The 11,482-nt window shown below is 66.3% G+C and carries 12 protein-coding genes and 1 pseudogene; 8 read left to right on the forward strand and 5 right to left on the reverse strand.

Annotated features, from left to right (window positions below):
* A pseudogene (locus tag V5A53_RS08775) lies at nt 1–181 on the forward strand (site-specific integrase); the annotation flags it as partial.
* A gap of 158 nt (nt 182–339) precedes the next feature.
* Here V5A53_RS08775 and V5A53_RS08780 read toward each other — a convergent pair.
* Nucleotides 340–1,149: an aldo/keto reductase gene (locus V5A53_RS08780; protein ID WP_332313225.1), complete on the reverse strand. Its 810-nt coding sequence runs from the start codon at nt 1,147–1,149 to the stop codon at nt 340–342.
* 155 nt (nt 1,150–1,304) lie between these two features.
* Between V5A53_RS08780 and V5A53_RS08785 the strand changes: the two genes are divergently transcribed.
* Entirely contained in the window at nt 1,305–1,754 is a 450-nt protein-coding gene (locus tag V5A53_RS08785) for a CBS domain-containing protein (protein ID WP_332313226.1), read from the forward strand.
* 74 nt (nt 1,755–1,828) lie between these two features.
* Here V5A53_RS08785 and V5A53_RS08790 read toward each other — a convergent pair whose 3' ends face one another.
* Nucleotides 1,829–2,869, reverse strand: a complete 1,041-nt coding sequence (locus V5A53_RS08790; protein WP_332313227.1) for a hypothetical protein — start codon at nt 2,867–2,869, stop codon at nt 1,829–1,831.
* Between the two features lie 104 nt (nt 2,870–2,973).
* On the opposite strand from V5A53_RS08790, the gene V5A53_RS08795 reads away from it, so the two are divergent.
* The gene (locus tag V5A53_RS08795) at nt 2,974–3,252 is read left to right on the forward strand and encodes a hypothetical protein (RefSeq protein WP_332313228.1); all 279 of its coding nucleotides are present in this window, start codon (nt 2,974–2,976) and stop codon (nt 3,250–3,252) included.
* Between the two features lie 38 nt (nt 3,253–3,290).
* On the forward strand, nt 3,291–4,001 hold the full coding sequence (locus V5A53_RS08800; RefSeq protein ID WP_332313229.1) for an alpha/beta hydrolase family protein: 711 nt from the start codon (nt 3,291–3,293) through the stop codon (nt 3,999–4,001).
* Here V5A53_RS08800 and V5A53_RS08805 read toward each other — a convergent pair.
* Nucleotides 3,998–5,044, reverse strand: coding sequence for a hypothetical protein (locus V5A53_RS08805; protein WP_332313230.1), 1,047 nt, complete (start codon nt 5,042–5,044; stop codon nt 3,998–4,000). The two genes, V5A53_RS08800 and V5A53_RS08805, sit on opposite strands and share 4 nt — an antisense overlap.
* A gap of 208 nt (nt 5,045–5,252) precedes the next feature.
* On the opposite strand from V5A53_RS08805, the gene V5A53_RS08810 reads away from it, so the two are divergent.
* Nucleotides 5,253–5,393, forward strand: a complete 141-nt coding sequence (locus V5A53_RS08810) for a zinc ribbon domain-containing protein (RefSeq protein ID WP_332313231.1) — start codon at nt 5,253–5,255, stop codon at nt 5,391–5,393.
* Here the strand turns inward: V5A53_RS08810 and V5A53_RS08815 are convergent.
* Complete coding sequence (locus V5A53_RS08815; RefSeq protein WP_332313232.1) at nt 5,390–5,863, reverse strand: GNAT family N-acetyltransferase; 474 nt, start codon at nt 5,861–5,863, stop codon at nt 5,390–5,392. The genes V5A53_RS08810 and V5A53_RS08815 overlap by 4 nt on opposite strands.
* Nucleotides 5,864–5,968: 105 nt before the next feature.
* Between V5A53_RS08815 and V5A53_RS08820 the strand changes: the two genes are divergently transcribed.
* From V5A53_RS08820 to V5A53_RS08830, 3 genes are all read left to right on the forward strand, one after another.
* Nucleotides 5,969–8,242, forward strand: coding sequence for a PAS domain S-box protein (locus V5A53_RS08820; protein WP_332313233.1), 2,274 nt, complete (start codon nt 5,969–5,971; stop codon nt 8,240–8,242).
* Nucleotides 8,243–8,330: 88 nt separating this feature from the next.
* A complete protein-coding gene (locus V5A53_RS08825; protein ID WP_332313234.1) occupies nt 8,331–9,164 on the forward strand; it encodes a deoxyribonuclease IV in 834 nt (277 codons plus the stop codon).
* Nucleotides 9,165–9,229: 65 nt separating this feature from the next.
* Nucleotides 9,230–10,009, forward strand: a complete 780-nt coding sequence (locus tag V5A53_RS08830) for a class I SAM-dependent methyltransferase (RefSeq protein ID WP_332313235.1) — start codon at nt 9,230–9,232, stop codon at nt 10,007–10,009.
* A 110-nt stretch (nt 10,010–10,119) separates the two neighbouring features.
* Here V5A53_RS08830 and V5A53_RS08835 read toward each other — a convergent pair whose 3' ends face one another.
* Nucleotides 10,120–11,343, reverse strand: coding sequence for a threonine synthase (locus tag V5A53_RS08835; RefSeq protein WP_332313236.1), 1,224 nt, complete (start codon nt 11,341–11,343; stop codon nt 10,120–10,122).
* Between the last annotated feature and the right edge of the window lie 139 nt (nt 11,344–11,482).

An 11,482-nucleotide genomic window follows, 5' to 3' on the forward strand; every position in this document is an offset into this window, starting at 1 on the left:
GTCGGCGCGGTCGCCACACGATGTTCGGAGTGGTCGAGTGACTGCCCACCGCCTCGCCGACGAGGATCGGGCGCTGGTTTCTGACCGAATGAATGCCAGCGAGGAGATTCTGGACAAGCACTACGACCGGCGCAGTCACCGCCAGCGCGCCGAGCAACGACGGAACCACTTTGACCTATGACACGCCCCAAGCCTACCAGCCAAGAGGACCAACGGGACGGTAGCGCCGTTCGGGGAGGGCGGACTTCCTTTCCAGCCGATTCGGAGTTGACTGTAGATCGACTTGTCCCCCGTCCTCGTGAGCGAAGCGAGTCGCTGGGATCCTGAAACGTCCAACCGTCACCACTCGGGTGCGTAGTCGGGGTCGAAGAACCGCTCCGTCCGCTCGATACCGTCGATGGTCGCCACATCCTCGTCGGCCAACTCGAGGTCACGCGAGGCCAGGTTGTCACGGATATGCGCCTCGCTCGTGGCCTTCGGGACGGCGGCGACGCCCTTCCCGCGGAGCCACGCGAGGGTGACGCGCGGGATGCTCACCCCGTGCTTCTCGGCGACGGTCTCGAGTTCGGGGACGTCGAACACATCCCCGTGGGCCAGCGGCGCGTACGCGACCACGTCGACGCCGAAGTCGGCACACCGCTTTCGGAGTTCGGCCTGTGGGAGCAGTGGATGCAACTCCACCTGGTTCGCGACGATGTCCGGGTCGACGTCCAACGCCGTCTCGAGGTGGCGTGGCTCGTAGTTGCTGACGCCGACACCGTCGAGGAGTCCGTCGTCGCGAAGGTCCGCAAGCGTGCCGTGGACCAGTTCGAGGTCGTAGTCGGCGGGCCAGTGGACGTACATGAGGTCGACCGCGTCGACGCCGAGACGGTCGAGACATCCCTCCACGGCGGCGCGAATCGACGCTCGCGTCACGTCCTCGGTCGCCCGGGGATGGAGGACCTTCGTCGCGAGGTAGACCGACTCCCGGGGAACGTCCGCGGCGGCGATACCGGCGCCGACGGGACGCTCGTTCTCGTACAACTCCGCGGTGTCGACGTGCCGATAGCCGAGTTCGAGCGCGGTCCGGACGCTTTCGCGACACTGGTCGAACTCGGTGTTCTGCCAGGTCCCGAGGCTGAGACGCGGGACCGGCGAATCGGTGGCCATGCAGGGTGGCCGGCGGGCAGGACAAAGAGTGTGCCGGCGGGTGGTGTAGGCGGGTGGTACCGGCGTCGGTGTGGGGGCCGTCGGAATCAGGGAGCGGATGGGAGCGAGTAGGAATCACCCCCGTGTTTTAGTAGTATATCACTCCAACGGAGACTATGAAAATCACCGACATCATCCAGGAGGACGTCGTAACCGTCTACCTGGACGATACGATTCTCGACGTCGCAGAAGTGCTCCGGAACGAACGGGTCGGGAGTGCGATCGTATTGGATGCACACGATAAGATACTGGGCGTAGTTACGGATCGCGACCTGGTCGTCTACGGACAGAACTTCGTCGACTCGCTCGAACACACGACGGTAAACGAGATCCTCTCGACGGACGTGTTCTCGGTTGCCCCCGACGTGAGCGTCGAGGAGTTGGCGGCGCGGATGCGGGAGGAAGGCGTCCGCCGAGTTCCGGTCGTCGAGGACGGCGAACTGCGCGGCATCGTAACGCTCGATGATCTGATCGTGCTGCTCGCCGGCGAACTCGATAGCCAGCCCCTCGAGGACCTCGCCGCGGTCATCGAATCCGAATCGCCCCCGAAAGACGACGACGACTGAGACGCCACCAGAACCGGCGGGGTGGTCGTTCGACGAACTCGACCCGGCGAGTCGGGACGGCGTCGTCCCGGTTTTTAGGCAGCGTACGTCTCGAACAGCACGAAAGCGAAGGGCAGCAGCACCGACGAGACGAGTCGCGACGCTATCGACAGCGACATCGGATAGAGGTTCACGCGGTCGTAGGCGTCGTACTCCGTGCGGAGCTCCTCGAGTTTGATTTGCAGCGTGTCCATCTCCTCGGGGTCGTCGTTCGCCAGGAGGTCGGTGTGGAGTTCGTGGATGCGCTCGCGTTTGCTGTTCAGGAGGTCCCGTTTGATCTCGTTGGCGCGGCGGTTGATGTAGACGGTCGGGAAGGCAAACGAGCCGACGATTAGGCCGATGTAAACCGCCACGAGAGCGTAGACGGTCCCGCTGCTGCCACCGACCCGTGCTATATCGAAGGCGAGCGGCAACGCCAGGGCGCCGATGGAGAGCATGGTCGTCGTCCGGATAGCGAAGTAGCCGATGGTGCTGAGCCCGCCGAGACCGTCCGGATGCAACGGGTCGATGGTGAAGTCCAACTCGCCGATCTCGCGGATACAGAGGTTCGTCGTGATCACCATCCGAATGCCGACGGCGGTGATTACGGCGATCCAGAGGACGAGGAGCAGGTAGACGAGAAAGCCGGGGTCGACGTAGCTGGTGATGCCGAACCCCCGAAAGTAGCCGATGTTGGCGACGAGTACCAGCAGGACCGCGACGGTCCAGATAGCGGTGAGTGCGCCCACATCACTGAAGTACGATTTGTAGCGGTCGGCGATGGACATGAGTTCGCGGTTGTCGTCGTACGGCGTGACCTCCGTGGCGCGCTCGACGAAGGTCGGGAAGACAACGGTCTCGTACTTCCAGATGAGGACGGGGGCGATCGCGCCCATCGTCGCCGCGAGCAGCTGACTGACGAGAAACAGCGGCCGGACGTCGAGGCCGACGATTCCCAGAAACACCGCCGTCAGCAGGTACGGAACGGCTCCGACGGTGAGAAGTATCGTCGGGACCGCGCCGAGAGGACTTCGGTCGATGAAGAACTTCGAGAGCCGGTTTACCCAGATCTCCCCCGCCGCTTCGTCCATTTTCATAGGTCTGCGTATCGGTGGCGCCGTCGGCTACTTAAATCTACGAGAGCCAGTAAGGCCCTCCCCGACAGTCATACGCTCCCGAAGCCCGTAGAACACGGGAGCCGATGCCGACGACCTGCGAACTCTGTGGCCGCGTGGTCCCCGACGAGGAGATCGACGACCCCCGGGTCGTTCAGGAACACCACCTCCGGCCGGAGGAACGGGCCGAGAGCCCGACGGTGATGCTGTGTCGGCCGTGTCACGACCAGATCCACGCCGTCTTCACGAACGGAGAGTTGCGCGAGTCCTACGACACCATCGAGGCGCTCCGCGAAGCCGACCGCCTGTCCGACTACCTCGAGTGGATTCGCGGTACGGACAAACTCGATATCAAGACCGAGTGACGGCAACGACTACGAGTACGGGGCATCTGCGATGACGTATGACGGAGCGTCATACCATTCCTGTCGCCGACGACGAATCGGTCGTCGCCGTCCACCACGAGGCCGACGCCGACGACTGGCTCGTCTTCTGTCACGGCTTTCTGAGCGACAAGTCGGGGAGCTACGAGGAACGTTGCGAACGCGCGGTCGTGGAGGGGTACAACGCGATCAGGTTCGACTTCCGGGGCTGTGGCGAATCGGACGGTGCCTTCATCGACCAGAATCTCTCGACGCGTATCGCCGACCTTCAGGCGGTCGTCGACTACTTCGAGGTGCCGTCGTACACGGTCTTCGGCTCCAGTTTCGGCGGGAAGACGGCCTTCCACGCGGCTGTCGATGACGACCGCATCGAGGCCATCATAACGCGCGCGCCGGTCACCTACAACCGGGCCTTCGCGCCGGCCCGCGAGGCCGTCGACTCGGCGGGCGTCTACCAGTACGACGAGGACTACGCCATCGACGAACGCTTTTTCGAAGATTTCGACACCTACGCGTTCGCGGACGTTACCGAGTGCCTCGACGTGCCCGTCGCCGTCTTCCACGGCCGCGAGGACGCATCGGTGCCCCTGTCGGACAGCCTCGAAGCCGTCGGCGAACTGGCGGCCGATGCCTTCCTGCAGGCCTACCGCGGTGAGGGCCATCGCTTCTCGGAGTCCGCCGAAGACCGGCTTCGCGAGCAGACCTTCGACTGGCTGGCGAGGACCCGTTAGAAGTCGGCGATGACGTCGTTGTGGTAGGCGAGGTACTGCGCGCCGGGGTCGTGGCCCTCGACGGTGCGGAGCGTTCGACCCGAAACGTCGGCCTCGTAGGCATGCTCGACGGTCAGCGACTGGGGGTCGATGCGAATCAAGCCGTGTTCGAAGTCGGCGCGGTGGTTCGGACAGACGACGACGGCGTTGTCCGCCTCCGTTGGCCCGCCGTGCGGCTCATCGGGCGGCATGAGGTAGTGAATCTCGGCGTAGCCTTCCTCGGGGGCCTGCCAACGCTTGTCGCCACAGACCATACACCGGTGGTCGTGGTGGGCGGCGAGCGCCGAGGCATCGTCGGCGTCCGCCGGCTGCTTCGTTTCCGTCGCCGACGGTTCGGCCGGCGTGGTCTCCGGCGCCGCCGTAGTGGCTTCCGACGTGGCTTCGCCACTCGCGCTCCCCTCGGCAGCCGAATCGACCGCATCTACCGCGGCGTCGGCCGCCTCCGAGGCCCGCCTGCTCGGCAGTCGCGAGGCGGCGCCGTCGGATAGCTCGGAATCGCTGTCGACCAGTCGGCGCCCCTTCGTCGTCATGTCGATGACGCCGTCGTCGTACTCCGCATAGCCGAGCGCCTGGAGCCATCCGCGGTAGGCCTCGGCGTCGTCGATATCGGCGTCGACCTCCCGCGAGAGCAGTTCGGCGGCCTCGATATCGGTGACGGGCCGGATCGCCAGTACCTCCACCAGCGCGCGGACGCCCGCGACGTTCGCCGTCAGCGCCTCGAAGAGCACGCGCTCGTCGTGGCTATCGAGGAAATCGCGGCCGTAGGGGCCGAGCGACGGGGCCGCATCGGTACGTTCGAGGACGTCGATAGCGGCGAGGAAGTCGAGATACTGGTCGGCGTCCGCGCCGTCGGCGTCGGCGTCGAGACGCTCGCTTACCTGCGCGCGAATATCGGCCTCGGCGGGCGACTCGCCGCGAACGTCCCGGAGCAGGGCCCGAAGGGACGCCAGCCACGACTCGGGCGGGCCGGGAAACGCCACGGCGGTCGGTCGGTCGTCGCTCATCGTCGGTGGATGGGCCGGCGACCACAGGAACCTTCCGGGTCCCGCTCGCGAGGTGTTCACCTACGTGTACAACACGTCGCCGTCACGGCGTTGAAAGGTCTGGACTATTTATGGGTCGGCCCTCACAACTCCGACGTACGGCCCATGGGAGGATGGCCCGCCGGAGTATCTACTGGCGGGACCCGCCGGGTCGGGAGGAACCAGAACCATGCTCAAACGCGTTCGGCGCCTGCTGGCGGACGAGGACGTCATCTACGAATGCCGGGACTGCGGGACGACGCTCGGACCCCAGACGGAGGACTGCGAGGTCTGTGGGTCGGCCGATATCGTCCGCTATACGATCGATTAGTCGCGCGACCAGACCATGCCCTTCGAGGCGGGCGCACTGTACTCGAAGTCCCAGCGCTCGTAGAAGCCATCGACGTCGGCGAGGAGATTGACGTAGGCCGTCTCCGGTGCTTCCTCGTCGATGTAGGCCATCGCCGCGTCCATCATCACAGTCCCGAGTCCCTGCCCCTGGTGAGCCTCAGCGACGGCCACGTCCGAGACCTGGAACACAGCGCCCCCGTCCCCGACGACGCGTGCGAAGCCGACGGCCTCGCCGTCGGTCGTGTCGGCACTCGGTTCGTCGGCGTCCGTCGCCGTCCGAATCGTGACCGCATACAGCGTGTCGGGGAGTCCTCGCTCGGCGGCTTCGAGGCTCCGTTCGGCCATGCCCGCGGCGGCCCGGAGCCGGACGAACGTCTCCGGTGTCGGCACCGTCTCGACGAGTCGGTAGCCGTCGGGGGCGACGATATCGTCGGTGAACGACCGGTTCATATCGGTACCGGGCACCGCCCGCGCAAAACGGCATCGACCTGCTACCGGCAGTCGTGGGAGAACTACCCAGTACGCTTATCTCGGGGGCATACGCTATACTGGTTCGTGCACGCTGGGCCTCAGGTACTGGTCGTCGACGACGACCCCGCGTTCCGGGAGACCGTCGCCCAGCAACTCCAGCACCACGGCTTCGTGGTGACGACCGCCGACGGCGCCGCCGACGCCCTCGACCATCTCGATGCCGTCGACTGCGTGGTCTCGGACCACGAGATGCCCGAAACGACGGGAGTAGACCTGCTGGAGACCGTCCGCGACCGGCGGCCCGACCTCCCCTTCATACTCTTTACCGGCGCCGACGACCCGGCCGTCGTCGACGACGCCTTCGATGCCGACGTCACCGCCTTCGTCAGGAAGCATCCGAGTCCGGAGACCTACACGCTGTTGGCCCGGCAGGTCGAACGCGCGGTCGAGGAATCGACGGGGCCGGCGACGATCTCCTCGACCGGCGAGTATCGACGATTCCTCGATGCCATCGGCGACCCCGCCTACATGGCGGACGCCGACGGCAATATCACGGTGTTCAACGAGCGCGCCGCGGAGGTGACCGGCTACGACCCCGAGGACGTACTCGGCGAACACGTCTCGATGCTGTTGGACCACAGCGACATCGAACGGGGCGAAGCGGTCATCAGGGAACTACTCGAAGGCGACGGCGACCGGACCGCGACCTACGACATCACCGTCGAACGACGTGATGGCGACTGCATCGACCTCGAGAACCACGTCGCGTTGCTCACCGAGGCCGACACCGACACGTTCCACGGCACCATCGGCGTGCTTCGGCGGCGCGACGACGAGACCAACAGCCGCCTGAAACAACTCCACGAAGCGACTCGGGAACTGGTCTCGGCCGGCGACCGAGACGAGATCGCCAGGCTGACCCTACAGGCCGCCACGGACGTCCTCGGCCAACCGCTCGCGTCGGTCCGGTTCGCCGAAGAGGGGGAACTCGTGCCCTCGTACGTCACCGACGAGGCCGAAGAGGTACTGCCGACCCGGCCGACCTATCCGGTCGGCGAGACGCCTGCGGGCGAAGCCTTCGCCGCGGGCGAATCCCGAATCGAATCGGACCTCCGCTCGCTGGCGGACGGCTACGACCGCGGCGAGTCGGCCTCGGCCGGCTACTTCCCGCTGGGCGACCACGGGCTGTTGATCATCGCCGCGACCGAACCCGACGCCTTCGACGAGGCGGATATCCAACTCGCGACCGTGCTGGCGGCCAACGCCGAGGCGGCACTCGACCGCGCGGCCAAGGAGGAACGGCTCCGGCAGGAACGGGACGACCTCGAGGCCCTCTTCGAGAACATCCCCGACCCGACCATCGAGGCACATATGCGGGGCGGCAAACCCATCGTCGAGCGCGCCAACCCCGCCTTCGAGGAGGTGTTCGGCTACGCGAGCGACGAGATCGTCGGCGAGAACATCGACGAGTACATCGTCCCGCCGGACCTCGAGGACGACCCAACGGAGTACAACGAGCGCATTCAGGAAGGCGAGAGTTTCCACGGCGAGGTCCGCCGGCAGACCGACGACGGCCTCCGGGATTTCATCCTCCACGTCGTCCCCCACGACATCGGCGAGGAGGTCACCCGCGGTTACGCCATCTACACCGACATCACCGAGCAGAAACAGCGCGAGCGCGAACTCGCCCGGCAGAACGAACGCCTCGACCAGTTCGCCTCCGTCGTCAGCCACGACCTCCGGAACCCCTTGAGCGTCGCCCGCGGCCGCCTCGAACTCGCGGAGATGACCCGCGAAGACGAACACTTCGAGGCCATCGAGAGCGCCCACGACCGGATGGAGGAACTCATCGACGGCCTGCTCGCGCTGGCCCGACAGGGCGAACTCAGCGACGACCCGATACCTATCGACCTCGAGAACGCCGCCGAAAGCGCGTGGGAGACCGTCGACACCGAGGACCTCGACCTCGCCTTCGACGACCCCACCGTCGTCGCCGCCGACCCCGAACGACTCCGACAGTTGCTGGAGAACCTCTTCCGAAACACCGTCGAACACGGTTCGACGAGCCCTCGCTCACAGGCTCGCGAGGACACCGTCGAACACGCCGAGGGCGCTACCACCGTCACGGTCGGCGGTCTGCCGAACGGCTTCTACGTCGCCGACGACGGCCCCGGGATTCCCGAAAGCGAGCGCGAGGCCGTCCTCGAATCCGGCTACTCCACCGACGGCGGTACCGGGTTCGGCCTCGCCATCGTCGACACCATCGCCGAGGCCCACGACTGGGACGTCACGGTGACCGAAAGCGCCGACGGAGGCGCACGCTTCGAGTTCACCGAGACGACGACCCTCCACGAGTGAGCCGCAAGCGGCCGGCGTGTCCCGACGGCCGGCGGCAATCGCCCCCGGATTCCGAAGCCCATAACCCCCGTCTGGACCGAGAGTGTGTATGCTCAGAATCGGTGCACACACATCTATCGCGGGCGGCGTCGACAACGCCGTCGACGAGCAACTCGAATACGACGGCAACTGCGGGCAGATCTTCAGCCACTCGCCGCAGGTCTGGCAGGACCCCAACATCGGCGACGACGAGGCCGAGGAGTTCCGCCAGCTATCGGACGACAACGACGTCGGGCCATGGGTCATCCACACCTCGTATCTCGTCAACCTCTGTACCCCGAAAGACGACCTCCGAGAGAAGTCGATCGACTCGATGCAGAAGGAGGTCGACGCCGCCGACAAACTCGACATCCCCTACGTCAACGTCCATCTTGGCGCTCACACGGGGGCGGGCGTCGAGGGCGGCCTCGACAACGCCGCGAGCGCACTGGAGGAACTCGACGTACCCGACGGCGTGACCGTCCTCATCGAGTCCGACGCCGGCAGCGGCACGAAACTCGGCGGCACCTTCGACGAACTCGGCGGCGTACTGGAACGCTGTGACCTCGACCTCGACGTCTGTCTGGACACCGCCCACATGTTCGCCGCGGGTTACGACCTCTCGACGCCCGAAGGCGTCGACGAGACCTTCGCCGAGTTCGACGAGGAGATCGGCCTCGAACACCTCGAATGCGTCCACCTCAACGACTCCAAACACGAGTGTGGGACCAACAAGGACGAACACGCCCACATCGGCGAGGGGCTCATCGGCGAGGGAGGCATGCGCGCGTTCGTCAACCACGACGCGGTCGAGGGGGTTCCGCTCGTCCTCGAAACGCCGACGGAGAACGGCAAATCCTACGAGTGGAACATCGAGCGCGTCCGGAAGTTCTACGAGGGCTGATTCGGCGCTCGCGTTCGGCCTGACGACCCGCGTCCCTTTTCAGTTCCGACGCCGAAACGTCGCCAATGCGTCGGTTCTCCGCCGAGTACCTCCGGGAGACGCGCGACGGCATGTGGGCCGACAGCCGCGAGGCCCTCGCCCCGCTGGACCTCGATTCCTGCGAGCGCGTCCTCGACGTCGGCTGTGGCGAGGGCGCGCTGACCCGCGTCCTCCGCGAGGAATCGGGCGGCGAGGTGGTCGGCTGTGACCGCGACCGCGAGTTGCTCCGGGAACTCGATGGCCCCGCCGTGCAGGCCGACGCCTACGACCTCCCTTTCGCCGATGACAGTTTCGACCTCGTAGTCTGTCAAGCGCTCCTCATCAACCTCCCTGACCCGGAGGCCGCGGTCCGGGAGTTCGCCCGTGTCGCCAGCGACCGGGTGGCCTGCATCGAACCCGACAACAGCGCCGTGGCCGTCGAATCGACCGTCGACGCCGAGGGGCGACTGGCCGCCCAGGCCCGCCGCCGCTACCTGCAGGGCATCGAGACGAACGTCGCGTTGGGCGCCGACGCCGCCGAAGTCCTCCGGGCGGCCGGCCTCGCGAACGTGACGACGACGCGCTACGACCAGACGCTGGCCGTCGAACCGCCTTACAGCGAGCGGGAAGTCGAAGCCGTCGGCCGGAAGGCAAGCGGCGCCGGTCTCCGAAAGCGCCGGGAAACGATGGCCGGCACCGAGGAGGAACTCGACGCACTCAGAAGCGAATGGCGCGAGATGGGCCGGGAGGCCGTCCGACAGATCCAGTCGGGCGAGTACCGCCGCCGGGAGACGGTACCGTTCTACGTCGCCGTCGGCGAGGTCTGATACTGTCGGACGTAATTTCGTGGATATATAAATCGCCGACGTGTCTCAGCCCCCGTCTCGGGGCATCTCGAATGAGACTGCGATTTGAGTAGTTACGTCCGATAGTATGATTACTCCGCGAACGACGACAGTTCCGCGTCCAGTCGGTCGATGTCGACCGAATCGACCACCTCTGCCGTCGCCGACCCGGCGGCTTCCTTGAGGCCGGTTCCGGTCGTGATGACGGCCACGTCGTCGTCGTTCGCGAGCGTGCCGGCCTCGGCGAGGAGTTGCGCGCCTGCCAGCGGAACCGCGGAGGAGGCCTCGACGGTCAGGCCCGCCTCGGTCGCTAACTCGTGTTGGGCCTCGCGAATCTCGTCGTCATCGACGGCGATGACCGCCCCGTCCGTTTCGCGGGCCGCGCGAAGCACCCGGTTCCCACTCGGCGGGTCCGCGTTGGCGATGGAGTAGGCGATGGTCTCGCCACCGCCGCCCTCGATAGGTGACACCGTTTCGGCGCCCGTCGCGAACGCCTCGGCAATCGGCGCACACGCCGCCGTCTGGACGAAGTAGAGCCGCGGCACGTCGTCGATGGCGCCGGCCGCCTCGAGTTCCCGCAGGGCCTTCCAGACGCCGCTGGCGTGGCCGCCGCTGCTGACCGGCATGACGATGGCATCCGGCGCCGTCGGCGCGAAGGCCTCGCAGATCTCCAGCGCCGTCGTCTTCTGGCCCGCCACGCGCAGGGGCACGTCCGAGTTGACGAAGGCGATATCGTGGGCCGCGCCCGCCTCCAGCGAGTCGCGATAGAGCCGGCCGTAGTCACCCCGAACGCGGCGAATTTCGGGTTCGAACTGTGCGATGACGCCGAGGCGTTCCTCGGGGATGTCGTCCGGCACGAGGACGACGCAGGGCAGGCCGAAGGATGCGGCGTAGGCCGCCATGCTCATCGCCATGTTGCCGTGGGAGACGGTCCCGACGGCGTCGATGGCGTGGTCGGACTCGTCTTCGAGACCGGCGTCGATGGCCGCCAGCGCCACGGCGCTCCCGCGGTCCTTGAAGCTCCCCGTCGGGTGCTGGCCCTCGACTTTCAGGTGGATTTTCGTCCCCGCGAAGCCGTCGAGTTCCGGCTCTCTGAGAAGGGGCGTTCCGCCTGCGGCGGCCGCGAGACGGCCGGGGGTCGGCATTCCGACCGGGAGGAGGGCCTCGTAGCGCCACAGTCCCGGCGCGTCGGTGACGTCGCTCCACTCGAAACCCTCCGGGTCGGTGTCGAGCCACAGCGGTTCGCCGCAGGTGCATCTGGCTCGGCGTTCTGTTGTTGTCCTGTCGCAGTCGTAGCAGACCCGTTGTAGTGGCATGGAAAATCGGGAGTATTGTCTGGTGGTTCGGTGCGTCGATATTTATAAACAGGAGTTGCTGGATGGTGTGTGATTTAAGTGGCCAAGCTTGGCGACCGCTTGACCGCGAACAGCCGGAAAGCCCTCGGCGGGTTCGCGG

The organism is Natronomonas sp. (assembly GCF_036625485.1).
GTDB lineage: Archaea > Halobacteriota > Halobacteria > Halobacteriales > Haloarculaceae > Natronomonas.

Bases quoted from the DNA above. Each gene is read 5' to 3' on its own strand.
- V5A53_RS08780 (WP_332313225.1), bottom strand. From the start codon at position 1,149: ATGGCCACCGATTCGCCGGTCCCGCGTCTCAGCCTCGGGACCTGGCAG.
- V5A53_RS08785 (WP_332313226.1), top strand. From the start codon at position 1,305: ATGAAAATCACCGACATCATCCAGGAGGACGTCGTAACCGTCTACCTG.
- V5A53_RS08790 (WP_332313227.1), bottom strand. From the start codon at position 2,869: ATGAAAATGGACGAAGCGGCGGGGGAGATCTGGGTAAACCGGCTCTCG.
- V5A53_RS08795 (WP_332313228.1), top strand. From the start codon at position 2,974: ATGCCGACGACCTGCGAACTCTGTGGCCGCGTGGTCCCCGACGAGGAG.
- V5A53_RS08800 (WP_332313229.1), top strand. From the start codon at position 3,291: ATGACGGAGCGTCATACCATTCCTGTCGCCGACGACGAATCGGTCGTC.
- V5A53_RS08805 (WP_332313230.1), bottom strand. From the start codon at position 5,044: ATGAGCGACGACCGACCGACCGCCGTGGCGTTTCCCGGCCCGCCCGAG.
- V5A53_RS08810 (WP_332313231.1), top strand. From the start codon at position 5,253: ATGCTCAAACGCGTTCGGCGCCTGCTGGCGGACGAGGACGTCATCTAC.
- V5A53_RS08815 (WP_332313232.1), bottom strand. From the start codon at position 5,863: ATGAACCGGTCGTTCACCGACGATATCGTCGCCCCCGACGGCTACCGA.
- V5A53_RS08825 (WP_332313234.1), top strand. From the start codon at position 8,331: ATGCTCAGAATCGGTGCACACACATCTATCGCGGGCGGCGTCGACAAC.
- V5A53_RS08830 (WP_332313235.1), top strand. From the start codon at position 9,230: ATGCGTCGGTTCTCCGCCGAGTACCTCCGGGAGACGCGCGACGGCATG.
- V5A53_RS08835 (WP_332313236.1), bottom strand. From the start codon at position 11,343: ATGCCACTACAACGGGTCTGCTACGACTGCGACAGGACAACAACAGAA.